Here is a 26009-nt window from a genome sequence, read left to right on the forward strand (position 1 = left end):
TTGTCTGCGCCGTGCGGGCTTAAGCCCGCGGCTTGATGTTCAGATTGACGCCCAGATCGTCCTCGCTGTCCACGATCGTCCAGCTGCTGCCGGGATAATAGCCGATCGTGCGCATCGCGTAGCCCATCTCCTCGAGCTCGCCGACGATCGCGTCGCGCCGCTCGCCGACTTGGAAGCCCAGGTGATGGACGCCGTTGCCGTGCTTGTCGAGGAATTCGCGGAACGTGCTGTCCCGCTCGTCCGGCTCGTGCAGCTCGATGACGAAGGAGCCGACTTCGATATTCGCCAGCTTCAGGCCGTATTCGGCCGGCTTGCCGCGGTAGGTAAGATCGGGATTGGGAGCGGGCGGCTGATAGCGGATCTCGGGGACGGGGATGTTGAAGAAGCGCGCCCAGGTTTCCGCCGCCTTCTGGATGTCGTCCACGACGATCGCGATCTGGATGAAGCCGTCGAAGGAGAGCGTGTTTATCATAAGGGTCTGTCCTTTCTTCTGGTTGGATGGGTAGCTCGACGCGGCGGCGGCTCTACGGCTCCAGCGTGCTTAAGTATAGCAGGTGCTCCTTCATCCGCTCGTCCGCCGTGAAGGAGAAGCCGAACGAATCGCGAATGCGCGATACGTCGATCGGGGTGCCGTCCGGTGCGGGCCGGCCCTTGTCGATCAGCGTGATCTCGCTCCGCGAGCCCAGAAGGTCGACGGCCATCTGCGCGATCTGAGCCCAGGTGCGGTGCTCGGTGCTGACGGCGGTGAAGTAGCCGCGATTATGCTCCCGGATGTCCGCATGCAGGAGCGCCATATATACCTTCGCGAGATCGCCGGCCCATATGAACTGGGTGCCGTCGTTCTTGACGAAGGTCATCGGCTCGTTGGCGCGGGCTTTTTTCACCATGTCCATGAGCTTGAGGTCCGGATAGAGCGGCCCGCCCTTGACGCATGGATTGCCGAAGGTATAGCCCGGCCGTATCGCGTTCGCCTGCAGGCCGTACTCATATGCGATCGCCATGAGATACGCCTCGGACGCGGCCTTGGCCGCTCCGTAATAGTTCATCGGCCGGATATAGCCGGTGTCGTCGTGGCGCGCCGTGCCGAAGCTCGCGATGGACGAGGTGAAGAGCAGCTTCATGACGCCAGCCTCGGCGGCCGCCTGGAAGAGGCGGATCGTAGGCAGCGTCTCGCGAACGGCGTTCTCCTCGGCCGTGCCGCCGAGCCACGACAACGCGACGTGTATGCAGGCGTCCTGACCTTCAAGCCCTCGAGCGATGGCGGCATAATCTTCCATAGAGCCTTCCACAAAGCGGATGCGTTCATCCGCCTCGAAGGCGGCTACCTTGCGCGGATTGCGGGCCAGCAGCGTGAGCTCGTGCCCGTCGTCGAGCAGCGCCTTGGCGACGTAGGAGCCGATGAACCCGGTGCCCCCCGTGACGAATATTTTCATGCCGGACACGTCCTTCCCATCTTCTTATTCCTTGACGCTGCCCATCACCAGCCCGGTCGTGAAGTACTTCTGCAGGAAGGGATAGAGGCACAGAATGGGGATCATGGCCAGGAACATCTGCGCGGCGCCCGTCGTGCGCGCGCTGACCAAGGATAAGTACTTGGACAGATTGCCGCTGAGATCGGTGTTGTTGCGGATGAACTCCTCCGGGTTGACGACGACGGTCTGCAGGTAGGTCTGGAGCGGATAGTTCTCGATCCTGTTCATGTAGATCATGCCGTCGAACCAGCTGTTCCAATGGTCGACGAACGCGAACAGCGTCACCGTGGCGATCGTCGGCGCCGAGACGGGGAGCACGATGCGTAGCAGCGTCTGGACGTGACCGGCGCCGTCGATATAAGCGGCCTCGAGCAGCTCCTTGGGGAGGCTGCGCATGTAGTTCATGACGACCAGCATGCTGAAGACGGGCAGCGCGCCGGGCAGCAGGAGCGCCCAGATCGTGTTGATCAAGTCGGTGCTCTTGACCACCATATAGGTCGGGATCAGTCCCGCGTTGAACAGAATCGTAACGACGAAGAACCAGGAGAAGAAGGAGCGCGCCCGGAAGTCCCCTCTGGACTTGGACAGCGGGTAGGCCGTCATGATAATGAGCAGCAGGTTGAGCGGCACGCCGATGGCCGTACGCTTCAGCGATACTACGAGCGAATCGAAGAACTTGGAGGAATTCGTGATGAACTCGTAGGAGACGGTCGTGAAGTTGACGGGGAAAAAGGTGACTTCACCCGCGGCCACGGCGGTCTTGTCGGAGAACGAGACTGCCAGCAGATTGATGAAGGGCGCGATGCAGGCCAGGGAGATCAGCGTTAGCAGCACGGCGTTGCTCACCAGGAAGATTCTGCGCGATACCGATGTTCGTATATGCATAATCCCATCCTCCGCTAGAATACTTTGTACCCGGTGAACTTGTCGGCCAGGTAGTACGAGACGACGATGAATACGAAGGACACGCCCGACTTGAACAGACCTGCGGCGGTGGACAGCGAGTATTGGGCTTGTTCAATGCCGAGCCGGAATACGAACGTATCCAGAATATCGCCGGTAGAATAGACGACGGGACTGTACATGTTGTAGATCTGGTCGAACCCGCCGTTCAGGATGTTCGCGAAGCCGAGCACGGTCATGAGCACGACGATCGGGACGATGCCGGGCAGCGTCACGTGCAGCGTCTGCCGCCAGCGGTTGGCGCCGTCGATCACGGCGGCCTCGTAGAGCGCCGGATTGATGCCCGACAACGCGGCGAGATAGATGACCGATCCGAAGCCGAACGTCTTCCATACGTCGCTCACGATCATGGTCCAGGGAAAGGCGTGCGCGTTGCCCAGGAAGAAGATCGGATCGAGCCCTGCCTTGGCGAGCAGGATGTTGACGACGCCCTCGCTTGGAGAGAGCAGATTGATCAGGATCCCCGACAGGATGACCCACGACAGGAAGTGCGGCAGATACACGAGCGTCTGGAACACCCGCTTGGCCAGCAGATTCCGGATCTCGTTCAGCAGCAATGCGAACACGACCGGGGCGAGGATGCCCGCGACGATTTTGCCTAGGGCGATGACGACGGTATTGCGGATGACCGGACCGATGTTCGGCATTGCGAACAGCGTATGGAAGTTCTGCATCCCGATCCACTTCTGGTCGCCGAACATTCCCTTGGCGGGAATGAACTTCTGGAAGGCGATGATGACGCCCGCCATCGATCCATAGCTGTAGACGGCCACGAGACAGAAGGCAGGCAGGATCATCAGGTAAAGCGGGAGTTCCCGGGCGAACCGGTCCGAGAGGGCAAGCCTTGATTTCACGAAGGGTCACCGCCTTTCAGGGATTACGGGCGTCCGGGCTGCGAAGAGAGGTCTCCCGCTCGCAGCCCGGGCGTCTCGATCAATTCGCGGGGTACAGCTTGTCGAGCTCGTCGAGCGTCTGCTGACCGCCGGCCTTCAGCCATTGCTTGACGAAGGTGTCGAAGGCATCGGCGGGCTTCGCGCCGGTGATGATGTCGGTGAAGGTCGTGATCGTCAGCGTGTCGAGCGAGGAGGCGTTGGTCAGCCAGGCCTCGGGCCGCTCGATGCCGAGCGCGCTCTGGACGATCGCTTGGTCGGGGATGTACTTGTTCAGCACGATCGGCAGCGAGCCCGACTTGGACATCTGTCCCCAGTTGCCGTAAGCGTTATCGTCCTTGGCCAGGGAGCCGTCTTCGAATCCGGTGATATAGTCGTAGTTCGGCCTCGCGCCCGGAGGGAGCTCATCCGGCGAGCCCTTGTCGAGCGCCTTCAGGATGTCGGCCGCGTACACCTCGCCGGGCTGGTCGATATAGACCGGAGAGAGCCGGTATTGTTCGTTCGCCCAATACTTCTCGTAATCTTCCTTGGACGAGTAGTTGACGGTCTCGTCGTACAAGTTGAGAATCTTGATGGCGGCTTCGGGGTTCTTGAAGTCTTTGCTGACCATCGTCATCTGTCCGACGGCGTTGCTTTCGATCCCGACCTTGTAGTCGATGCCCGCCTTCGTCGGGATGGCGTACGGGCGGACGATGACGCCGTCCTTCTTGTAGACGTTGTTGTAGGGATACCAGGTGCCCCAGTTGTTGCCGTAGGCCATGCCGATCTTGCCGCTCGTGATGTCCTCGACCAGCGCCGACTCGTTCTTGGCGGTGAACTCCTTGTTGATGAGCCCCTTCTTGTACATGTCGGCGAGCTGGGCGAGCGCGTCCTTCATGCCCGGCTGGATCCAGGAGAAGGTCATCTTGCCGTCCGCGCCGCGGTAGAACACGCTCTCGTCGTAGCCCGGCACGCCGAAGGCCGCCGCGAGGCCCAGGATGCTGCCGTGGCCGGCCTTGATCAGATCCTTGTTCAGGGCCAGCCCATAGGTGTTGCCGTTGACGCCGTCTCCGTCGGGGTCGCCCGTCGCGAACTTCTCCGCGAGCGCGACCATCTCTTCGATCGTCTTGGGCGGCTGGGAGTTGGTGTTCTTCAGCCAGTCGTCGCGGATCCACAGGAACGGCGCTTCATGGAAGTTGTCGTTCATGCGGGGGATCGCATACAGCTTGCCGTCGATCGTCGCGCCCTTGAACGAATCGGCGAAGCGTTCTTTGTAGGCCTTGAGCGAGTCGGAGGCGTACTTGTCGAACACTTCGGTGAGATCGGCGAGCTGTCCGTTCTGCGCCAGCTGTAGGAAGACGTTGGCATCCTGCGTCTTGAACACGTCGGGCAGATCGCCGGAGGCGATGATGGCGTTCAGCTTGTTGTTGTAGGCGTCGGTGCTGCTGTCGGCGGAGAACGCTACCTTGAGATTAATGTTCAGCTTGTCATGGATCAGGCGACTCCAGCGGTTGTCGTCCCACGATTCTCCGTCGAGCAGCTTCGAGGCGGCGGCGGTTTGTACGGCCCAGGACATCGTGACCGGCTTGTCGTACTTGCCGAGCGGGTCCGACGGCTGAGCGGCGCCGCTTGCCTGGGCGCTGGACGAGGCGGCCTGGCTCGCGCCGGCATCGGACGAATTCGAACCGCTGTTGCAGGCCGACAGGCCGACGATCGCGGCCAGGCCGAGCAGGACGTGAGGCAACGTTTTACTGGCTTTCGTTTTCTTCAAGGACAACCCCTCCAATTCAATATTGGCCTTTCTTGGAGACTCTGAGGGCGGCGCGCATCGGTTTGGACGCGGTCGCAAGCTCGCGAGCATACGGCGGGCGAGCGCTGATCGGTTCGCCGGGTTCATGGCGGTCGAATAAGAAGGCATCCCTCCTAGGCGAAATAAACGCGTGTTAATTTTTGTCTAAAGATGGCTGAAGGCTTGGAGAGTTAGCTAGAATCGTTTGAAATACGTTTGTGAACACGCGTTCATTTTGCGGAAACAATAAGTCCAAACAAAGTACGAGACTTGATTTGGACGGTGGTGGTGGAGTTATGCTGTAAACGCGTGTCTGTGCGCTCATCATACGAAACAAATAAAGCGCTGTCAATCCTTAAATTACATGTTTTATTATGATAATATCTTGCATATCTTCTCATCACCGTTGAATAAACGCGTGTTAATGCTATCATCCGGGAAGAAATAAACAAACCGCTTAAGGAGGATCTATGGCGCCAACAGAGGATTCCTACGTGTCTCTCTTCGACGGCAAGACGCTTGCGGGATGGCATGCGGTGCCCCGCCTTCCGGTCGCTCGCGCGCCGGGAGCGCCTGAACCGGACCCGGCTTCGGAAGCGTATCTTCGCGCTTCGCGGACGTCCGGCAGCTGGACGGTGGAGGAGGGCGCGATTATAGGCCGTCAGAATCCGCCAGGCAGCGGTTACGGCGGATACCTGCTCAGCGACGGCGTATACGGCGATATCGAGCTGATCTTCGAGGCGCGGCCGGACTGGCCGGCGGATACCGGGATTCTCGTCCGGGCCTCCAAGCTTGGATCGCAAGGGTACCAGATTCTATTGGATCACCGCAAGTCGGGTAATATCGGCGGCGTGTACGGCAATGGGATCGGAGGCTTCCACGGCATTGCCTTCACGCTCGACGCGGTTATGGACGGCGACGGACGGCCGACGGGCTTGCGATTGGAGGATCCGGCTTCGAGCCTGGAGCCCATGACGCCCGACAAGCCGGCGCTGCTCGATTATGCGGCGACCGGAGAGCAGTTTCTGTCCGTCTGGAAGTGGGACGACTGGAATGAATTCCGGATTCGGGTCGAAGGGGAGATCCCGCGGATCACCGTTCTTATCAATGGACGGAAGATATCGGAGGTCGATACGGCCGCCATGGGACATCCGGCGTACGATGCCGAGGCCGTTCGGGAGCTGCTGGGAGACAAGGGCCATATCGCCTTCGAGGTCCATGACAACGACCCCGGGATGGGAGAGGCGCGGTGGGGGCCGAACGCGGCTTGCCGTTGGCGCCGTATCCGGGTCCGGGAGCTGTGAGGGAACGGCTGCGGACATGCCGAAGAAGCCCGCTTCGCAAGAAGGGGCCGGGGATTGGACCGGCGTCTTCCAGGGCTGCGCGTCGGCGTTCGCCGCGCAGATGCAGCCATAGGGCTGCAAGGCCCGCCAGCGCTTATATTCTCCGGCAGGAATCCCGCACGATCAGGCTGCAGTCGGACGCGATCTCTCTGGCGACCGCGGTCTCGTCTTCGATGGCAGAGATCACGCAGGTGGTCAGGCGCCGCAGCATGTCCGCGAATTCGACGCGGATCGTCGTCAAGGCGGGGTGATGCTTCGCGCTCATCGCGTGATCGTCGAAGCCGATGACCGATAGGTCCTCGGGCACGCGCAGACCGTGCTCCTTGAGCGCGCGGATCGCGCCGAACGCGACGCTGTCGTTGGCGGCGATCAGGGCCGTAGGCGGCGCGACCCCGCGTCCGACGAGCGATTGGATGGCCTCGTACCCGCTATTTTCCTGGAAGTCGCCCTCGAGCACCCAGTCCGGATTCACCTGCAAGCCGCACATGCGCATGGCGGCGAGGAAGCCCTCGTACTTGGTCCGGCCGGATAACCGGTTCATGTTGCCGTTGATCGTGCCGATCGCCGTATGGCCGAGACCGGACAGATAGGCGACAGCCATTTTCATGCCCGCGTCGTTGTTGAAGGTCGAGACGATCCGGTTGGACTCGGGCCGCTCCGGGAGCTCCTGGTCCACGATGCCGACCGTGAAGCCGGCCTTGACCAGATCTTCGATAAAGGGCTCGTGGCTCGCCGCGCCGATGAAGATGCCGCCGTCGATGCGGTGCTGATAGAAGATATCCATTACGCCCTTGATCGCTTCGGTATCCTGCGTGTCCCGAATGATGTGGGTGAGCACGTAATAGCCGTATTCGGAGGCGTTCTCGATGACGCTGACGATCAGCATGTTGGTCAGGGCGTCGCTCGATACGCTTCCCTGCGAGATCAGGAACAGCCCGATCGTCCGGATTCGCTTCCCGGCGAGGATCTGAGCGGAGACATTGGGGACGTAGTTATGCTGCCGAATGATCTCGAGGACTTTCTCCCGCGTCCTGGGGGGCACGTTCGAGTAGTTGTTGATGACGCGGCTTACCGTACTTCTTGATACGCCGGCCAGACGCGCGATTTCGGTGCTGTTGGCTTTTGTAGTTTTCATAGGACCACCCTTTATGAACGCGCGTTTATCCTCTATCATACACAAGACTGTAAATCGTTGTCAATCCTTATATGAAAGGGGAAAATTGCGAATGAACAAGGAAAATCGGGTGCTGGAGGAGCTGCTGATGGAGGAGGAACGGCTGCAATTCGCCTCCTTCACGAACGAGACGGCGCTGCAAATCGGGCTTGCGATCGTGCGCAAGGCTACGGCGGATCGCCAGAGCGTCACCATCGATATTCGCCGCGGCGGGCACCAGCTGTTCCATTATGCCTGCCCCGGCACCTCCGCGGACAACGACGATTGGGTGCGGCGCAAAGCCCGGGTAGTGGAGCGGTTCGGACATAGCTCCTATTACATGGAGACCGAATTACGTATGTCCGGGACAACGATCGCCGAGCGGTACTTCCTCGACCCTGCCCTGTACGCGCCGTACAATGGCGCCTTCCCGATCCAGATTCGGGGGGCCGGCGTCATCGGCGTCATCGCCGTGTCCGGGCTCGGCGGAGACCAGGATCATCGGCTGATCACGACGGTGCTGCGGGGGATGCTGGGGGAGGAGATGGGCGAAGAAAGTCGCGCAGGACGGTAATAGACGCTGGATCTGGACAAACCCACTTATGGCTGAAGTCATAGGTGGGTATTTTATTTTCTCTTGTAGCCATGTCACTTTCTGAGTAAATTACTATATAAGCACAGGAGGAGGGTGTCGAGTGGCGGATGCATAAACTAAGGTTGCTCACAAAGTTTTATACAGTCGTTTTGGAGCTCCCGCTCGTTCGCGATCAAGATGACTCGTTTGCTGTAAAAGCAGGGACATTCAACTTAGTCTTCGGACAAACTTCTGCAGAAGAAAGACCCTTCTACCACTTTGCCTTTGACATACCAAGAGTAATCAAGTGGAGGAATCCATCGCTTGGCTAACCGCAAAAGGCGTGTCGCTTCATCCGTTTTCAAATAACGTTCATCAGATATATTCGAACACCTGGGACGCCACATCTATTTATTTTAATGATCCCGCGGGCAATGTTGTCGAATTGATAACTGGAGCTAGGATATGAACAACAGTATAATTGCGCAAGAAGATTTATACCCTTTGCCCGTCGTGTTCAAAGGGAAGCTAAAGCGACGGATGCATTTTTTATGCGGCTCGTTGGTCTGCATCTTTACCGGCTTCATTTTCATTCCAGGCGATGACATAGTAAAGATTTTACTTAATGCGATGTGTGCGTTGTTTGCTCTCTTGTTTGGATTTTTCTGGTTTGCATTGGCGGTTTGGAGAAAACCATATGTAATACTAACCGAAGAGTGCTTTGAGTATAAGTGGATATTCGGTCATAAAACCGTTGCGCTATCGGCCATTTATCATATGGCGTTTCTTTCGGATCAAGGCGTTACTGTTCTTGGTTTCTGGGCTCATCAGCAGGGGAAACGAACTTTTTGGGAAAAGACTGACCGGTTATTCGGCAGAGACTATACGTTTGCCATTCCGGTCCTAACCTTCGCGACCATCGACTTTGACAAGCTGTGCCGGACGCTCTTGTCGAAGATCCGTCATCAACTGGATCGGCAATAATATTGGCTACGCATGGAGGAAGACAATAGAGTGCCTCGTATAAAATCTCACAACATTACCACTAACAAGCAGAAGGTTTATCCAACTCCCCGCCGAATTTTGTGTTGGATAGAAGATGAGATGGGGCGCATAGTTAATGAGTAATCGGAAGTTGATCCTCCCTGGCATTGTCGCAATCGCCGCTATCCTCCTATCCGGGTGTGAGAAGGCGGGGGCGGGGAATACAACCGCAACCGCCGGTCTGCCGGCAGCCGTGCATGCTGCCGATCCCATTAGACTTTACATTCTGCGCGACAGCGGCACTCAAGCGCTGGCCGCAGCGCAGATCAGCAACCTGGACGGCCGCTTACTCGAACTGGCCCGCAATGAAATCTACGCGAGGCACGGATACGTGTTTAAACGCAAGGATTTGCGGGATTATTTCGGCGCGAAGCCTTGGTATCATGCAAGCTCGGACTATAAGGATGATTTAAGTCCCGTTGAGAAGCAGAACGTTGAACTTCTGCGTGTATACGAAGCCAAGTACGCTGCCTATAAGCTGGTGGCGGCACATTCGGACGACTACCATCTACGGAATTACGAGGGGAACGCGAGCTTTAAAGGACAGCAGATGGAAGTTGATCTAGATGGGGATGGCATAGATGAACGGGTCCGGCTGATTCCCCCGGCCTCGGAAATGGCTCCATTCAGGCTGAAGGTTAACGACGCCGTGATAGAAATAGATAGCGAGCTTTTACCGTACTTTGATGTTGTGGATCTGGATGTCGATGATCCCTATCTCGAGATCGCCGTACAGATGGATTCGAACATGGTCTCTTGGAGAAACACTTCCTTTTACGAATACGCCGGCCGGACGATCAAGCTGATGGGCGTGCTTCCCGACTTCTCGGCGCACAGCTCCATGTTCGACGGACATGGGCGGGTGGTCAGCGCAGAACAAGGTCGGACCTTCCAGACCTGGTATCGCGACGCGGTATTCCAACTAGGCGCGGACCGGAAGCTTCACGAGCAGCAGCAGGATTTCTACCCGATGGAGCCGCCTACCCCTCTAACGATCAAGAAGGAAGTCATCGTTCAGCGTTCGAAAGGGGACGAGAAGGAGACTTATGCGCTGCAGCCGGGCGACAGCGTGAAGTTCCTCGGGAGCGACGAGCGCGAATATGCGAAGCTGGAGACTTCTGCCGGCGACATCGTATGGTACTTCACGGGCAATGAATACGCGGAGCTTACTGACTTTTTTGACGGACTGATTCTATATGGTTGACCGCTTCGTCCTCATCGGACGGAGTTTTTTTATTTATTAACCTAACGAGAGCAACTTGCCCCTAAATGATTAACATCCCATTATCAATCCCGAGACACTGCACAAACATTCTCCCTGTAAATTGAACGTGTGAGATCGTTCCCATACGGTTCGATCCACTACACCAGGAAGGGAGCTTGCGATCATGCTGCTCGACATAGAGAAGCACGTCACGCCGGAGCATTCCCGGTCGCATCTCCGGTTCCCGTTTCGATTGGAGCGGCCCGCCGCCAAGTTGAATATTCGTTTTTCCTACACGCCCAAGGTGCTGGAGGAGGACGCCGTCGCCAGGCGGCTGATGGAAATAAGCATCGAGCGGTACATCGAGCCGGAGAGGCAAAAGGCGGCGCTCGAAAACCTGGAGCGGTATCTGCCGCTGCAGAATCTCATTACCGTATCAGTGGACGACGCAGACGGTTATCGGGGCGCTTGCCACCGACACGACCCGGCACAACAGCTGTATCTGTCCGAAAACGGCGCCTCTCCCGGATTGATCGGGGGACGGATCGGGGTCGGAGATTGGGCGGTCACGCTCAGCGTTCACTCGGTCGTAACGGAGTCGTGCGCCTGCCGGCTGGAAGTATGGGTGTCGGGAGAGGAAGGATTCGAATGAAGTGGGTAGCAAGCGAGCTGCACACGCATACGGCGCACAGCGACGGCAAGCAGACGCTGCCGGAGCTGGCGCGGGGAGCGAAGAAGCTCGGTTATGATTGCATCGCGCTCACCGATCACAATACGATGTCCGGCCTCGCGGACAAGGAAGCGGTCGAGCGCGAGACGGGGCTGGCGATCCTGCCGGGCATGGAGTGGACGACCTTCTACGGGCATATGGTGACCGTCGGGCTCCGGGCATTCGTCGACTGGCGCCAGGCGGAGCCGGACAATATCCGGGCCGGGCTGACCGAGATTCATCGGCATGGCGGCGTCGCGGGCCTCGCGCATCCCTTCCGCATCGGCAGTCCGGCTTGTACCGGCTGCTACTGGGAGTTCGAGGTCGAGGATTGGAACGAATTCGATTATATCGAGGTGTGGTCGACGACGTTCGCGCCGATCCGGCCAGACAATCGGCGGGCCTACGCCTTATGGACGGACCGCCTGAATGCGGGAGACCGCATCGCGGCGACCTCGGGCCGCGACTGGCATGAGCAAAAGGCGACGGACGATCCGCTGTCCGTTACGTATCTGGGCATCGAGGACGAGCAGGCGCCGCTCGCCGAACAAGCGCTGCTCGCCCTTCGGGCGGGCAGGGTCGCCGTCACGCTCGGACCGCTCCTCACGCTGGAGATCCGGTCGGGCGCGACGGGGCGGACCTACGGTATCGGAGCCGTGGTGCCGGCGGCTGCGGACGAGGGCGTTTCAGCCTCATGCACCGCTCTGGTCAGTCTGCAATTTTCGGTCAGAGAAGGCCTGTGGGAACTGCCGCCGCAGTCGTACCGGCTCGCGATATGGAGCAACAAGGGCGTGGTCGCGGAGCGCCGGATAGAGGCGACGGATGACGCGACGTACAGTCTTGACATCGACGCCGGCGATACGACTTGGACCAGAGCCGAGCTGTGGGGCGTCGTGAAGGGCATATATACGCTGATCGCCTTCACGAACGCCATATATTTTGCCTAAGTAGGATTGCTTCGCATCGTACGCATAGTGCGCATAGGAGGAACTAGCATGGCCGCATTTCCACGTATAACGGCACATACCGGCTGCGAGCATACGCCGGACAATTCCATCGCGTCGGTGGAGGCGGGCCTCGGGCTGCAAGCCGACATCATCGAAGACGATATTCGCGTGACCCGGAACGGCGTGCTCGTGCTGCATCATGACGATGAAGTACGGCTGTCCGACGGTACATCGGGCCGGATCTCCTCGATGCGGCTGGAGGAGCTGCGAAGCGCGTTCCCTGCTCCGTTAGCCGAGTTGGAGACCGCGCTCGGGATGGTGGACGACGCAGGGAAGCTGATGAACCTGGATCTTAAGGCGGATGCCTGCATCGAACCGGTATCGGAGCTCGTCCGCAGGCTCGACATGAGGGATCAGGTCTTCCTGACAGGTTGCGACTATAACCGTTCGCGGCTGGTCAAGCTGCAGGCGCCTCATCTGCGGAGGCTGCTGAACGTCAATGTTTCTCGATACATGCACATGGACTTCGAGGAGGCCGCCCGACTGGACTGCGAGGAAGCGCTCGATGCCGGCTGCTTCGGACTTAACGTTCCGTACCGGCTGGTCCAGCCGGCGCTGCTCGAGCTGGCAGCCGACCGTCGGCTGCCGGTGTACGTCTGGACGGTCGACGAGGAGGCGTTGATGGAGCAATATGCGGGCATGGGCGTTCACTCGATCACGACCCGGAGGGTCGCCGCCCTGCAGGCGCTGAGGCGTGATTGGCAGAAGGAGAGCGGCCCCGCATGAGCCACAACATCAAGGAAATCGCCAAGCTGGCCGGCGTATCCCGGTCCACCGCCTCCCGCGTCATATCGGGCAAAGGCTATGCCAGTCCGGAGGTGCGGGAGCGCGTGACGGCGGTCGTCGAACGGCTGCAGTACAAGCCCAATGCCGTGGCCCGGGCGATGGTCTCGCAGCGGACGCACAATATCGGCGTGATCGTCTTCCGCGAGCGGCCGCCGATCGTCTCCCACCCGCTCTACGGCAAGCTGATCGATTCGATTCTGACGGCCGCCGAGGCGAAGGGTTACTCCGTATTCCTCAAGACCGATCAGGAGATGTCGCTGCGGTCCACCGACTACTTGCTGGAGCAGCGCGTGGACGGACTGATCCTGATCAGCAGGCTGCGCAAGAACGTCATCGATTATGTGAAAAAGTTCCGTATTCCCTACCTGATGGTCAACGGTTCGACGGACGATCCGGAGGTCATCCATCTGGTGAGCGACGACGAGGCGGGGGGCGCGAACGCGGCGACTTACCTGCACGGTCTCGGCCATCGGCGGCTGATGATCATCGCCGGACCCCAAGAGCATCGCAGTCATAATCTGCGGCTGGCCGGCTTCAAGAGAGGCCTGGAGGAAAAGGGCGACATCGAGAAGCTGGCCGTCGTGCCCAGCCCGGAGTCGACCTTCGAGCAAGGCTACCGTCTGATGGCGGAGAACGCGGAGGCATTCGCGGAGGGAGGCTTCACGGCGTTGTTCGCCACCAACGACATGCTCGCGCTGGGCGCCATGAAGCTGCTGCTGGAGAGAGGCTGGTCCATTCCCGGGCAGGCCGCCGTGATCGGCTATGACAATATCGGGCTCTCGGGCATGTATTTCCCGGCGCTGACCTCCGTGAATGTCGACCTCGACGCGATGGGCCGCGACTCGGTCGAGCTGCTGGACCGTCTGATCCGCGGCGAGCCGGACCTGTCCAAGTTGAATGAATACCCCAGCGAGATCGTCATCAGACAATCGACCTGATCCAAGGGAGAGTGAGTACGGGTGCTATGGTACTTCCGCGGCATCGGCAAGCGCAAGATCGTCGAGTTCGTGCTGCTGGCCGCCTTCATTCTGTTTTTTGCCGGGCCGCTGCTTAATCTGGTCGTGCTCGCCTTCAGCGGGCAATGGGCGTATCCCGACCTGCTGCCCAACCAATGGTCGCTTAGATGGTGGCGCTTCGTCTTCCAGCAGGACGACGTTGTCCAGTCGATCGGCCTGTCGTTCCTCATCGCGTCCATCGTGACGGTACTGTCCATCGTCATCTGCATCCCCGCCGCTTATGCCTTCGCGCGCCTGCGGTTCCCGTTCAAGCGGATGTTCCTGTTCTCCTTTCTGCTGACGCATGCGTTCCCCAAGATGGGGCTGTACGTGTCCATCGCGGTGCTCTTCTACAAGCTGGGGCTCATGGACACCTTGCTCGGCGTCATTCTGATCCACATGATCAATGTCCTTATGTTCATGACCTGGATCCCGACGGCCTCGTTCCGCAGCGTTCACGCCGCGCAGGAGGAATCCGCGCGCGACGTCGGCGCCTCGCCGTTCCGCGTGTTCCGCAGCATCACGCTGCCGATGGCCATGCCGGGCATCCTGGTCGCTTCGATCTTCACCTTCCTGAACTCGCTGGACGAGGCGCAGGGGACGTTCCTGGTCGGGATGCCCAATTACAAGACGATGCCCATCATCATGTATTCGATCATTACGGATTTTCCCAGCAGCGCGGGCGCCGTCTTCTCGATCATTCTCACGGCCCCGACGATCCTGCTGCTGCTCCTCTCGCAGCGCTTTGTGAGCGCGGACGTGATGTCGAGCGGATTTCAAGTCAAATAAACGGACAACGTCCGGCGTATGGAGGCGCTTATGAGCATTCAGCTGTCGATTCGTGGCATGGCCAAGCGATACAAGACGGGCGAGGGCGTGTCGGATATTAACCTGGATGTGCGAAAGGGAGAGCTCATCACGCTGCTCGGTCCTTCCGGGTGCGGCAAGACGACGGTGCTGCGGAGCATCGGCGGGTTCCTGAAGCCGGATGCGGGCGACATTCTGATCGAGGACCGTAGCGTCATCGCGCTGCCGCCCGAGAAGCGTCCGACGTCCATGGTGTTCCAGAGCTATAACCTGTGGCCCCACATGTCCGTGTACGATAACCTAGCCTTCGGCCTCCAGATCCGCAAGAAACCGAAAGCGGAGATCCGCGAGTCCATCGCCGACGTCCTGCGCCTGGTGCGTCTGCCGGGCGCCGAGAAGAAGTCGCCTGCGCAGCTGTCGGGCGGACAGCAGCAGCGCGTCGCCCTGGCGCGTTCCCTGCTGCTCAAGCCGGCGGTCCTGCTGCTGGACGAGCCCTTTTCCGCCCTGGATGCCAAGCTGAGGCACGAGATGCGGGAGGAGCTGCGCGAGATCCAGTCGCAGACCGGCCTGACGATGGTATTCGTAACCCACGATCAAGAGGAGGCGCTGTCGCTGTCCGACCGGATCGTCGTCATGAACCACGGACGTATCGAGCAGATCGCGGCGCCGCAGAACATTTATAACGAGCCGGAGTCGCTGTATGTCGCGCAATTTATCGGTAAGATGAACTTTCTGGAGGGGGTGGTGGAGGCGGACGTCATCCGCGTGGGAGAGCTGGCCGTTCCGAATGCGAAGCGGCTCGCGGGTCCGGCGGCGGTCGTCGCGGTCAGGCCGGAGGATGTGAACCTGGACAGCGGGATCAAGGAGGGGCTGCCCGGCGCCGTCAAGCAGATCATGGTGCTGGGGCATTATGCCGAAGTATCGGTCAATCTGGGCAAGCATGGAATCATTCGTTCCTTCCAGTCGAAGGACGCGGCCCAAGCGCTGAGCCTCGGTCAGCATGTTCGGGTTTCTTTTGCCAAAGTGACTTCATTTCCAAAAGAGTAAGGAACCTATTCTAGGAGGATGATTAACGATGTCTCGGATAAATACACGCTTTACCGCGCTTGGCGCCCTGGCGCTGACCTTCTCCATCCTGTCTGCCTGCGGCAGCGCCAACACCAACGCGAGCTCCGGCGGCTCGGCCTCCGCGCCCGCGCCTGCCTCCTCGTCCGCTTCCCCGTCCAAGGCCGACACGGTCAAGTTCGACTTCTATTTCTCCGGCTCCCAGAACGTCAAGGATCTGTGGGACACGCTCATCCCGATGTTCGAGGACCAGAATCCGAACGTCAAGGTCAACGCCGTCTATATCCCGTCCGGCACCGACAATCAGACGTACAACAAAGTGCTGGCGGCCAAGAAGGCGGGCAAGGGCTCGGGCGGCATCGACCTGGTCGAGGACGGCATCGTCACGGTGACCCAGGGTCAGGAAGACGACGTATGGGAAAAGCTGAGCGCGGGCAGCATCGCGAATCTGGCGAACGTCGACGCGCAGACGATGACGGATGCCGGCAACATGGCCATTCCGTACCGCTCCTCGGCGGTCATCCTCGCCTACAACAGCGAGAAGGTGGCGACGCCGCCGAAGACGATGGACGAGCTGCTGGCCTGGATCAAGGCCAATCCGGAACGATTCGCCTACAACGATCCGTCGACCGGCGGCGCAGGCAGCTCGTTCGTGCAGACGGTCCTCTACAAGGACCTGCCTGCGGACGCGATCCACAGCAGCGACCCCGCGATCATGGAGCAGTGGAAGACAGGCTTTGACGAGCTGAAGGATCTGGGCAAGTATGTGTACGGCGAGGGCATCTATCCGAAAAAGAACCAAGGCACGCTCGATCTGCTGAACAGCGGCGAAGTGGATATGATCCCGGCATGGTCCGACATGGTCCTGCAGCAGCTCGCGGCCGACCAGCTGCCCGCGTCGACCAAGATGGTCCAGATGACGCCCGGCTTCAACGGCGGTCCGACGTATCTCATGGTGAACAAGCAGTCCGAGAAGAAGGACGCCGTCTACCAATTCCTGAACTACGTGCTGTCTCCGGAAGCGCAGACGGTCATCGTGGACAAGATGAACGGCTTCCCGGGGATCGAGGTCTCTCATCTGTCCCAAGAAGTGCAAGATAAGTTCAAAGGCGTCATCGAAGGCTTCCGCACCTTCAACCTGGGAGACCTGGGCACGGAGATCAATAAGCGCTGGCAAAGCGATGTCGCTGCGCAATGATCAAAGGACGCAAGGAAGCGGTATTGGGGCTGATCATGGTCAGCCCCGCTTTTCTCCTCCTGCTGATCATCGTCGTGCTGCCGATCGTCCAGACGTTCGTCGTCAGTCTGCATAGCGAGGATGGCGGGTACGACCTGAGCCGTTATGCCTTTCTGTTCACGGATCGTTTAATGCGGATGAACATCGTGTTCACGCTCAAGGTCACGGTGATCTCCAGTCTGCTGGTGCTGCTGGTCAGCTACGCGATGGCCTTGTTCATGAGCTTCAGCTCCGGCAAGCTGGTGGACCTGATCCGCAAGACGTATATGATCCCGCTGTTCATCCCCGGCGTCATCGCGACCTACGGCCTTATCAATCTGCTGGGCAACCATGGCTGGCTGTCGCGTATGCTGCTGCCGCTCGGCATCGCGCTGCCGCGCCTGATCTTCGACGAGAAGGGGATCGTCATCGCGAACCTATGGTTCAACATCCCGTTCACGACGATGCTGCTCACCTCCGCGCTGGCCGGCATTCCGGCCTCGGTCATCGAGAGCGCCAAGGACATCGGAGCGGGCAGGCTGAGCGTTTTCCTCCGCGTGATCTTTCCGTTGTCGTACAAAACGTTCCTCGTCGCGCTGACCTTCGTCTTCATGAGCGTCATCGGCTCGTTCACCGCGCCTTATCTGCTCGGTCCGAACTCGCCGCAGATGCTGGGCGTGTCGATGCAGCAGGTGTTCGGCATCTTCCGCGAGCAGGAGCAGGCCGCGGCGATGGCCGTCTTCACCTTCCTGCTGTGCTCCGTCCTCGGCTACTTCTACATCCGTTCGATGGCGAAGGACGAGGCGGCGCGGATGTGAGCTTCAGGTGCCGTAAGAGAGAAAAACCGCTGCTTTTGTAAATGTCGGAGAGAGATCTCCGATTTACGGAAGCGCGGTTTTTTATGCGCATAAATTAGTTGCAATAACATTCTATTCGGCAAATACTTACGATTAGTTGCAATAGCATCCTATTGAAGAGGGGGAACGGTCTTTGAGCGAACATCGGACATCTAACCTAGAGTCGAATGACAGCGCCGCTCCGGAATCGCACGGACAATATATCTCGGCCATCTACCGCCATATGCAGGTGCTGATCTCAGCCGAGCTGGCGCCGCACCGGATCGGACCCGGGCAGTATATTTTTCTCAGCCGTCCACGCAGAAGTCGCTCAGCCGGCAGCTGCTGATCGACAAGACGACGACGGCCAAGGCGATCGCCAAGCTGGAGGAAGAGGGCTACGTCGGAGGGAGGCCGATCCGGCCGACAACCGGTATCATCTGCTTTTCTTGACCGATGCGGGGCATGAGGTCGTACCGAAGGTGCGGGAGGTGCTGGCGCGCGTGAAGAGCAAGACGCGAAGGGGCATCGACGACAACGACTATGATCATCTATTAGGCATGCTGGGCATAGTGCTGCGCAATCTGACTGAAAAAGAGGAGACGGAAGAATGAGCGATCCTACGTCCACGACGTTCGTCTATTGAGATCGCCCGCGCCACGAGTACGATCGGATGATCCGAAAGGAGAGGTAAACGATGATAGCTGCTCCATTTATCGTGGTGGACCATTGTCAGGACGAGATCAAGCACTATCAAAGCATATTCGGCGGCGAGATCGAGATTCTGCGCAGGCACGGGGAAGCGGTGCTCAATGCGGACCTGCATGTGGAGGGGGCAACCCTGAAGTTCGCGGATACGCTTGCGGCGAAGCCGGCTCGGATCGGCGACTATGTCCGGGTTTTTCTGAACATCGAGACGGAGGGCCGGTTCCGGGAGATCTACGACAAGCTGGCTGAAGGCGGGACCGTTCTTGTGGAGGTATACGCGGCCCCCTTTAACGGCCTGCTCGCCATCGTGACCGACCGGAACGGCGTGTGCTGGGTGTTGTCTTATTACCGGCAGCGCGTAAACCATCCCTGTTAATCGCTTACATCATGTTATTTATGACATAAATACTAACATTTACTTTTCATTACATTATACAGAACAAAGTTAATGTTATATTATGTTACATGAGGTAGATAACATGAGGGGGCATACGCGCTATGGCCAAGAAATCATCGATCCTGAAAATCACGCTTCTCACGTCTCTACTTACCGCATCCTTGCTCCCCGCTCTCCAACCGTCGAGCGCCTCGGCAAGCGGCGCAACTCCGGATCTCGCGGGAATCGCCGGCGTCGTACAACCGATTATCGACGACGCTTGGGCCAAGGGCATTCGCGTATCGGTCGGCATCGAGGACCTGAGCGGCGCCTACGGAGACGACGGCATCCTGCTGGGCAGAGACGATACCTACAAGCCCGCCAGCACCATTAAGATGGCGCTCGTCTCGACGCTTATGCAGCAAGTGGATCAAGGCGTTCTGAAGCTAAGCGACGCGGTCACCGTCGAGCCTTCCGACGTGGTGGGCGGTACGGGCTCGCTGCAGAAGGAGACCTTCCCGGAGGACGTGACGCTTGAGCGTCTGGCCCGGCTGATGATCACCCAATCGGATAACACGGCTACCAACGTGCTCATCGACGTCGTCGGACTAGATAAAGTCCAGGCGCTGCTAGATAAGCTCGATCTGAAGGTCATGCATCTGGGCCGCAAGATGTTCGCGGCCGCGCCGACGCCGGAGCAGGACAACTATATCAATGCCAAGGATCTGGCGACGCTCCTGGAGGACATCTACGACGGCACGTTCTTGACCCCGGCCTCCCGGAACCAGATCATCGCCTGGATGGGCGCGCAAGAAGTGAATACGAAGTTCGGAGCGGCCCTGCCGGATGCGCCGATCGCTCACAAGACGGGGGAGAATGCGAACGTCACCCATGACGTCGGCTATTTTCTTCTCCCCGGCCGCGAGCTGGCGGTCAGCGTGATGACGGAAGTAACGACGACGGATGACTTCGATGAAGCGCAGGAGCTGGGCAATCCGGTCGTCCAGGAGATCGCCAAGGCCGTCTACGGTCAAATGCTGGCGGACAACGTGGCGGATGCCGGGAAGCTTGTGACGAGAGCCGAATTTACGTCCCTGCTCGCCCGCGAGCTTGGACTTAAGGCTTCAGAGGACGTGATGGCATTCACGGATGTGGCGCCGGGCACGGCGTATTACGAGGAGATCCTGGCTGCCCGGGCGGCGGGTATCGTCAATGGCTTGCCCGACAACAGCTTCGGCGGCGGCTCGGTCATCACGAGAGCGGAGATGACGGCGATGTTTATTCGCGCATACGAGCTTGTGCACGGCAAGATCGACGCCGGCGATGCGGTGTCCTACAAGGATCAGTCGCAGCTCCCGGGCTGGGCCGAGGAATCCGTACGGAAGGCAACCGCTCTGCATAAGATAGGCGGTTATACGGACGGCACCTTCCGGCCCGTGACGCAGGCCAAGTATGCGGACGGCGTGAAGGTCGTCTCCGGACTGTGGACCGTATCCAAATAAACAACGATACACCGCTACGCTAATTCCCATGCGCTGACACGGACAAAAGGCCGTAAGCCTGTTAATAGGCTTGCGGCCTTTTGTCGTTCGTGACGACAGCCGGATGACAAGCGGTTCTGCCTTACCCGCCTCCATCGGCGCGGTCGCGCGCCAGCCGGTCTATGGTGAGCCACAGGGACAGCAGCTGCAGCCACTCGAAGACGTTGACGGCGGCCGAGCTCTCGATCGGGAACGGGATCGCGCTGCCGGCGGCCATCAGGGCCGTGCCGGCGAACATCCAGGGCCAGCGCCGCCTGCGCCATACGAGGATGCCGGCGACGACGAGCGGGATGAGGATGAGGAGCACCATGATCGGCGGACCCGAGGATTCGACGGGCACGTACCGCAGCGCGCCGTACTCGCGGGATGGCGTCAGCTCGAGCCCGAGCGTCGACGTGAACAGCTCCAGCAGGATCAGCGCGGGCACGGCGATCCAGGCGATCAGGCGCGTCGCGGGCTTCAGCGCGAAGGGATGGCCCGCCCGGCCCGCGATGTCCCAGGCAATCGGCGCGAGCAGCGGGGTCACGAAGGCATGCAGCCAGAATCGCGACAGGTTCAGACGCTCCAGCAATGTACCCTCTCCGATCGCCCTCCCTAAGGCGACGATGCCATTGTCCCAGATGAGGCTGGCCGTTACGAGGAACAACAGATAGCGCGCTCCCATGTGGCGGTCCCGCAGTCCGATCCTTAAGCCGTAGACCAGCAGCACGGCATAGAGCGCGGCCAGTATCGCGTAGAGAAAAGTGTCCATAGCGGCCTCCTTTTCCGGAAATTCAGGGATTTACCGCTGATTTACCCGATTGCGGGCCGGCGCTAACCCCCGCGTCACGCGAAGCTAACCCCGCGTCATCGCAATCGGCGGCAAAGGGTTTACAACGTCTTCCCATTCGCATTAATGATATTATCAAATAGATAATAACAAAGTGGTTATATCTTACGGTGGAGGAGGAGGGGATGACGATGAAGGCTATGGTATATGAAAAGTACGGGCTGCCCGACGTCCTCCGAATCGAGGAGACGGAGATTCCGAAGCCGAAGGACGACGAGGTGCTGCTCGCGGTTCATGCTGCCTCGGTGAATTCATGGGACTGGGACCTGCTGCGCGGGAAGCCGTACATCAACCGGATCGGCGGGCTGCGCAAGCCCCGCTACCGCATTCTCGGCGCGGATGTCGCGGGGACCGTCGTGGCCGCCGGCGCCGCCGTCACGCGCTACCGGCCCGGAGACGAGGTGTTCGGCGACCTCTCCGGCTGCGGATGGGGCGGATTCGCGGAGTACGTATGCGCGCGCGAGACGGCCTTGACGCCGAAGCCTGCAGGGCTGAGCTTCGAGCAGGCGGCGGCCATCCCCCAAGCGGCCGTGCTCGCCTTGCAGGGAATGCGCGATATCGGCAGGCTGGATAAAGGCTGCCGAGTGCTGATCAACGGGGCGGGCGGCGGCGTAGGCACGTTCGCCATTCAGTATGCCAAGTGGCTCGGGGCGGAGGTAACGGGCGTGGATCGCGGCGATAAGCTCGATCTGCTGCGCGACGTCGGGGCGGACCATGTCCTGGATTATGCGAGAGAAGACTTCGCAGCGAACGGACCGCGGTACGACTTGATCCTCGACGTCGTCGGCAACCGGTCCGCGGTCGAGGTCAGGCGCGCGCTGCGGCCGGGCGGCGCGTATGTCATGGTTGGCGGCTCTCTGCCCCGCATCCTCCAGACGCTGCTCGCGGCGAAGCCAGCCGCATGGCTGGAGAAGAAAAACCTGGCGGTGCTCGTCCACAAGCCGAAGCACGAGGACCAGCTCGTCTGGAGTGACCTTGCCGAAGCGGGGCACGTCAAACCGGTCATCGACCGGCTGTATACGCTGAACGACGCGCCCCGGGCGCTAGCGTACTTTGGGGAAGGCCGCGTTCGGGGCAAGGTCGTCATCGCAATCCGGAGCACTCCGTCTTTCTAGGAGGCTCCGGATTTTTTTCGGTTCGCCCGGGCGTCCGATCAACAGCCAAGTCAAGCGGGCCGCCCCTGCCGCAATTCGCGGAGAGTGGGGGCTAGGCCTCCTCCTCCGCGACCGTGGCGGGAATGAGGATCTCGACCCGCGTGCCCTCCCCCTCCGCGCTTCGGTAGGTCAAGCCGTAGGGCTCTCCGAAGCGATGGCGGATCCGCATATGCACGTTCCGGCTGCCGTAAGCGCGGTCCCCGGTCCGCTCGCCGTGCAGTCGGGAGATGGTCTCGGCCAGCTCCCCGGCGCTCATGCCGATGCCGTCGTCTTCGACCGTTAGGCGAATATCGCCGGCATCCGTCCGCTCGCCCGATATGCGGATCGTTCCCGTCCGGTTTTCACGGCCCAATATGCCGTGCAGGATCGCGTTCTCGACGATCGGCTGCAGCGAGATCTTGGGTATCGCGTACCGGAGCAGGTCCTCGGGGACCTCGTTGAGAAAAAGAATCTGGTTGTCGTAACGGATGTTCTGGATCTGCGCGTAGAACGATACATGGTCGAGCTCTTCCCGGATTGCGATGACATCCCTGCCGCTGCTGAGGCTCACCTTGTAGAACCGGGCCAGCGTACGCACGACGTTCTTGATCTCGTCGTTCATGCCGCGCGCCGCCATCCAGTTGATGAGATCCAGCGTGTTGTACAGGAAGTGCGGATTGATCTGGGACTGCAGCGCCATGAGCTCCGCGCCCTTGGCCTCCTGGCCGAGCAGATATTGCTGCTCGTTCATGAGCGCGATTTTCTTGATCATATAGTTGTACGTCTGGATCAGCTCGCCGATCTCGTCGCGGCCCTGCACCGGGGAGAGGTCGGGAAGCTGGCCCGTATCCGCCACGCGGATGCGGCGGGTAAGCTTCGAGATCCGGCGGGTCACCGATATCGCCAGCACGTACGCGACGGCATAAGCGGCCGCCGCGATGCCGATCAACAGCAGCAGCAGCTGCTCGCGAAGCTGGCGGCTCTGCTTCATCACCTCGTCCATGGGGATCACGGTGACCATGCTCCACTGCGAGTAGGGGACGGGATGGGTCAAGTAATAGATCCCGTCCCGCGTGAACATGTCCGTCCGGCCGCCGACGGCAAGATTCGCCAGCGGCTCGGTCAGCGAAGAAGAGACCGGATCGGAGGAGAGAATGACGCCGTCGCCGCGGTCGTACAGCATCGTGACGCTGTTCTTGACGACGTTCGCCTTCCGGAGGATTTCCTTCAACTGGCCGCCATCGACATCGACGCGCAGCATGCCGACCGAAGTCGAATAATCGTTCGGATCGAGAATGTTCCGAACGACCGACAGGACCGGCGCGGACGTCGGCGCATCTCCGGACGACGACGTCTCGGGCATGCACCAGGTGTATTTTTGCTTGTCGTTCTTCAGCCGCTCGAGGCACGGACTTCCCTCGGACAGGCTGAGCGGGAGGAAGTTCTCCAGCTCCCGCGCATAGAGAAACGTGTCGGGAACGTACATGACGACGCGGTAGATGTCCAGATTGTCCCGGGCCGAGATCATGAGCTGCTTGAGCTCGATATATTGCTCCATCTGCTCGTTGATGTCTTCCGCCAGCAGCGGATGCTGGATGGCGTTCGCTACGGACGGATTGCCGACCAGCACGTCGGTCGTCTTGGCGATCCGCTGCACCCGGTAGCTTAAGTAGGCATACGTCTGCTCGAAGCCTTGCTCCGCCGAGTACGTGACTTGCCCTTTGAGGATCGCCGTGATCCTGTCCGAGGCGGCGTATTGGAAGATGCCGAGGGGAAAGACGATCAGCGCGAGATACGTCAGCATGATCTTGTGCCGAAGCTTCGTGTTATACAGCCACTTGCCGAACAGGCGGCTCAAGGAGGCCATCATGGGCGGAATCGATCCCGGTATTCGGACGGCGTCATGCCCGCTTGCTTCCTGAACTGCTTGGCGAAGGACTCCGCGTCCTTGAATCCGGCTTGGGAAGCGAGGTCGGTCATCTTGAGCCGTTCGCGGACCAGCAGCTGCTTCGCGATCTCGATCCGATATTCGGTCAAGTATTGCTTCACCGTCTTGCCCGTGCTCTCCCGGAAGACGGCGATCAAGTGCGACGGGGTGATCTGCAGGTGCTCCGCGATATCGCCGACGGACAGCTCGGCGTCCGCGTAGCGCGAATGGACGTACTTCATGACCCGGGAGGCCGTGCCGCCCCTGCCGCGTTCGGAGACGGCATCGCGCAGCCGATGCAGCGTCCGCCGGATCTCGTCCTGCACGTCGTCCAGGCAATCGCAGTCGTGCACGAGCTGCCAGGGCGGATTCTCGCCGGCGGACGGAGGGAACAGCTCGATGCCTCTGGCGGCCGCGAAGGCGTCCATATCGACGAGCATCCGGTAATATAGATCCTTGGTTGTGTTTACATGCATGGACGGACGTTCGCGCAGACGGAGCGTGAGGCGCTGCACGCAGCGGTCGGCCTCCTCGAATCGCTCCTGCCGGAGCGCCTCCTGCAGCTCGTTCAGGCAGGGCTTGATCGCATCCGGGTCGGCAGGGGAGTCGTCGCCGGCTTCGGCGACGACCGCGCCGGGCGAGCGATAGAATGCCTGCTGCATGCGTACGACCGCCGACGTATAGGAACGATTAAGAGAAGCGAGTCCCTCCACAGGGCGGCCTACGGCGACCGCGTATGGCCGGAACTCCCGGCCCAGGCCGGCCGCCATGGCCGCGCCGGTCTCCTTCAGCGCCGCTTCACTCAGGCCGCGATCCGTCCCGAACAGGTGGACGACATAGTGCCGCTCGTTTTTCCGCGCGAACAAGAATTCGAGCGAGGACGTCTCCAACGCCGCCGCGACGTTCGCGGCCACGGCTTCCGTCCGTGCCTCTGGCGCCGCGGCCTTCAGCAGAATCGTCGCGCAGGCGACCGGATCGGGGAGGCTGAACCCGGCCGTCCGCAGCCGCGCCCGAAGCGTCTGCTCGTCGAACGGCCCGCCGATCAGACGCAGCGCGGCCTCCTGCTTGATGAGCGCCGCGCCCGTCTCGATCGTCTCCGCCGCCGCCATCGCCGCTCCCCGCCGGCAGAGGTCCGCCCGACGCTGGGCGGCGGCCTTTGCGACGGCTTCTTCGATCTCCTCGATCTCGATCGGTTTTTCCACGTATTGAATCGCTTGCAGGGTGATCGCTGCTTTTAAGTAGGGTTTGTCCGCATAGCCGCTCATGAAGATGAGCTTGCAGTCGGGATCGGTCCGGCGGAGCTCGGTGGCGAACGCGATGCCGTCCATGCGCGGCATCCGGATATCGGTGAGCACGATGTCGGGCAGGTAATCCTCGGCTATGGCCAGCGCATGCTTCCCGTCCCAAGCTTCCCTGACTTCCGTAATCCCGATTCGTCTCCATTCGATGGCTTCGAGGATGCCTTCCCGGGTCATTCTCTCGTCTTCGACAATCAGCAGCTTCACGGGCCATCCCCTCCATGAGACCATATTACCTTCTTTTTCATTCGCGCTCTACGACTTTTGTCGAAATCGATATGGATGACAGAAAATCGATATTTTATCGGGTTATGCGAGCGCGAGTCTCCTGTTAATTTGAAGAAGCGGGCCGTGGGACGGTCAAG

The 26009-nt window shown here is 60.0% G+C and carries 25 protein-coding genes; 16 read left to right on the forward strand and 9 right to left on the reverse strand.

Going from position 1 to position 26009, the window contains the following annotated elements; translation table 11 throughout:
- Nucleotides 1-19 precede the first annotated feature (19 nt).
- From PQG80_RS23930 to PQG80_RS23950, 5 genes are all read right to left on the reverse strand, one after another.
- Nucleotides 20-472, reverse strand: a complete 453-nt coding sequence (locus tag PQG80_RS23930; RefSeq protein ID WP_271754193.1) for a VOC family protein — start codon at nucleotides 470-472, stop codon at nucleotides 20-22.
- Nucleotides 473-524: 52 nt separating this feature from the next.
- Nucleotides 525-1433 (reverse strand): NAD-dependent epimerase/dehydratase family protein, encoded by a 909-nt coding sequence (locus PQG80_RS23935; RefSeq protein ID WP_271754194.1) that lies wholly within the window; start codon nucleotides 1431-1433, stop codon nucleotides 525-527.
- A gap of 24 nt (nucleotides 1434-1457) precedes the next feature.
- The gene (locus tag PQG80_RS23940; protein WP_271754195.1) at nucleotides 1458-2357 is read right to left on the reverse strand and encodes a carbohydrate ABC transporter permease; all 900 of its coding nucleotides are present in this window, start codon (nucleotides 2355-2357) and stop codon (nucleotides 1458-1460) included.
- A 14-nt stretch (nucleotides 2358-2371) separates the two neighbouring features.
- The gene (locus tag PQG80_RS23945; RefSeq protein WP_334219846.1) at nucleotides 2372-3289 is read right to left on the reverse strand and encodes an ABC transporter permease; all 918 of its coding nucleotides are present in this window, start codon (nucleotides 3287-3289) and stop codon (nucleotides 2372-2374) included.
- A gap of 79 nt (nucleotides 3290-3368) precedes the next feature.
- Entirely contained in the window at nucleotides 3369-5075 is a 1707-nt protein-coding gene (locus PQG80_RS23950; protein ID WP_271754196.1) for an extracellular solute-binding protein, read from the reverse strand.
- 488 nt (nucleotides 5076-5563) lie between these two features.
- Here PQG80_RS23950 and PQG80_RS23955 point away from each other — a divergent pair, with 488 nt between their 5' ends.
- Nucleotides 5564-6397, forward strand: a complete 834-nt coding sequence (locus PQG80_RS23955; protein ID WP_271754197.1) for a 3-keto-disaccharide hydrolase — start codon at nucleotides 5564-5566, stop codon at nucleotides 6395-6397.
- 133 nt (nucleotides 6398-6530) lie between these two features.
- Here PQG80_RS23955 and PQG80_RS23960 read toward each other — a convergent pair whose 3' ends face one another.
- Complete coding sequence (locus PQG80_RS23960; protein ID WP_271754198.1) at nucleotides 6531-7571, reverse strand: LacI family DNA-binding transcriptional regulator; 1041 nt, start codon at nucleotides 7569-7571, stop codon at nucleotides 6531-6533.
- A 91-nt stretch (nucleotides 7572-7662) separates the two neighbouring features.
- Between PQG80_RS23960 and PQG80_RS23965 the strand changes: the two genes are divergently transcribed.
- The 14 genes from PQG80_RS23965 to PQG80_RS24030 all read left to right on the forward strand — a co-directional run bounded on the left by PQG80_RS23965 (nucleotide 7663) and on the right by PQG80_RS24030 (nucleotide 20418).
- Nucleotides 7663-8163, forward strand: coding sequence for a heme-degrading domain-containing protein (locus tag PQG80_RS23965; protein ID WP_271754199.1), 501 nt, complete (start codon nucleotides 7663-7665; stop codon nucleotides 8161-8163).
- Nucleotides 8164-8628: 465 nt separating this feature from the next.
- A complete protein-coding gene (locus PQG80_RS23970; protein ID WP_271754200.1) occupies nucleotides 8629-9147 on the forward strand; it encodes a hypothetical protein in 519 nt (172 codons plus the stop codon).
- Nucleotides 9148-9283: 136 nt separating this feature from the next.
- Entirely contained in the window at nucleotides 9284-10411 is a 1128-nt protein-coding gene (locus PQG80_RS23975) for a YARHG domain-containing protein (protein ID WP_271754201.1), read from the forward strand.
- A gap of 184 nt (nucleotides 10412-10595) precedes the next feature.
- Nucleotides 10596-11063: a hypothetical protein gene (locus PQG80_RS23980; RefSeq protein WP_271754202.1), complete on the forward strand. Its 468-nt coding sequence runs from the start codon at nucleotides 10596-10598 to the stop codon at nucleotides 11061-11063.
- Nucleotides 11060-12067, forward strand: a complete 1008-nt coding sequence (locus tag PQG80_RS23985; protein WP_271754203.1) for a CehA/McbA family metallohydrolase — start codon at nucleotides 11060-11062, stop codon at nucleotides 12065-12067. The genes PQG80_RS23980 and PQG80_RS23985 overlap by 4 nt, the downstream gene beginning before the upstream one ends.
- A gap of 48 nt (nucleotides 12068-12115) precedes the next feature.
- On the forward strand, nucleotides 12116-12853 hold the full coding sequence (locus PQG80_RS23990; protein ID WP_271754204.1) for a glycerophosphodiester phosphodiesterase: 738 nt from the start codon (nucleotides 12116-12118) through the stop codon (nucleotides 12851-12853).
- A complete protein-coding gene (locus tag PQG80_RS23995) occupies nucleotides 12850-13851 on the forward strand; it encodes a LacI family DNA-binding transcriptional regulator (RefSeq protein WP_271754205.1) in 1002 nt (333 codons plus the stop codon). The genes PQG80_RS23990 and PQG80_RS23995 overlap by 4 nt, the downstream gene beginning before the upstream one ends.
- Nucleotides 13852-13872: 21 nt before the next feature.
- Nucleotides 13873-14697: an ABC transporter permease gene (locus tag PQG80_RS24000; protein WP_271754206.1), complete on the forward strand. Its 825-nt coding sequence runs from the start codon at nucleotides 13873-13875 to the stop codon at nucleotides 14695-14697.
- Nucleotides 14698-14727: 30 nt separating this feature from the next.
- The gene (locus tag PQG80_RS24005) at nucleotides 14728-15762 is read left to right on the forward strand and encodes an ABC transporter ATP-binding protein (protein WP_271754207.1); all 1035 of its coding nucleotides are present in this window, start codon (nucleotides 14728-14730) and stop codon (nucleotides 15760-15762) included.
- Nucleotides 15763-15790: 28 nt separating this feature from the next.
- Nucleotides 15791-16978 (forward strand): extracellular solute-binding protein, encoded by a 1188-nt coding sequence (locus PQG80_RS24010; RefSeq protein ID WP_271754208.1) that lies wholly within the window; start codon nucleotides 15791-15793, stop codon nucleotides 16976-16978.
- Nucleotides 16975-17814: an ABC transporter permease gene (locus PQG80_RS24015; protein WP_271754209.1), complete on the forward strand. Its 840-nt coding sequence runs from the start codon at nucleotides 16975-16977 to the stop codon at nucleotides 17812-17814. The genes PQG80_RS24010 and PQG80_RS24015 overlap by 4 nt, the downstream gene beginning before the upstream one ends.
- A 467-nt stretch (nucleotides 17815-18281) precedes the next feature.
- Nucleotides 18282-18446, forward strand: a complete 165-nt coding sequence (locus PQG80_RS24020; protein ID WP_271754210.1) for a hypothetical protein — start codon at nucleotides 18282-18284, stop codon at nucleotides 18444-18446.
- Nucleotides 18447-18529: 83 nt separating this feature from the next.
- Entirely contained in the window at nucleotides 18530-18916 is a 387-nt protein-coding gene (locus PQG80_RS24025; RefSeq protein WP_271754211.1) for a VOC family protein, read from the forward strand.
- A gap of 122 nt (nucleotides 18917-19038) precedes the next feature.
- Nucleotides 19039-20418, forward strand: coding sequence for a serine hydrolase (locus PQG80_RS24030; RefSeq protein WP_271754212.1), 1380 nt, complete (start codon nucleotides 19039-19041; stop codon nucleotides 20416-20418).
- A 121-nt stretch (nucleotides 20419-20539) separates the two neighbouring features.
- Here the strand turns inward: PQG80_RS24030 and PQG80_RS24035 are convergent, their stop codons facing one another.
- Nucleotides 20540-21208, reverse strand: coding sequence for a hypothetical protein (locus tag PQG80_RS24035; protein WP_271754213.1), 669 nt, complete (start codon nucleotides 21206-21208; stop codon nucleotides 20540-20542).
- 209 nt (nucleotides 21209-21417) lie between these two features.
- Here PQG80_RS24035 and PQG80_RS24040 point away from each other — a divergent pair, with 209 nt between their 5' ends.
- Nucleotides 21418-22401, forward strand: a complete 984-nt coding sequence (locus PQG80_RS24040) for an NAD(P)-dependent alcohol dehydrogenase (RefSeq protein WP_271754214.1) — start codon at nucleotides 21418-21420, stop codon at nucleotides 22399-22401.
- Between the two features lie 91 nt (nucleotides 22402-22492).
- On the opposite strand, the gene PQG80_RS24045 is transcribed toward PQG80_RS24040, so the two are convergent.
- The gene (locus PQG80_RS24045) at nucleotides 22493-24289 is read right to left on the reverse strand and encodes a cache domain-containing sensor histidine kinase (protein ID WP_271754215.1); all 1797 of its coding nucleotides are present in this window, start codon (nucleotides 24287-24289) and stop codon (nucleotides 22493-22495) included.
- Nucleotides 24286-25851, reverse strand: a complete 1566-nt coding sequence (locus PQG80_RS24050) for a response regulator (RefSeq protein ID WP_271754217.1) — start codon at nucleotides 25849-25851, stop codon at nucleotides 24286-24288. The genes PQG80_RS24045 and PQG80_RS24050 overlap by 4 nt, the downstream gene beginning before the upstream one ends.
- Between the last annotated feature and the right edge of the window lie 158 nt (nucleotides 25852-26009).

This window comes from Cohnella rhizoplanae, from assembly GCF_948329515.1.
In the GTDB taxonomy this organism is placed as follows: Bacteria; Bacillota; Bacilli; order Paenibacillales; family Paenibacillaceae; genus Cohnella; species Cohnella rhizoplanae.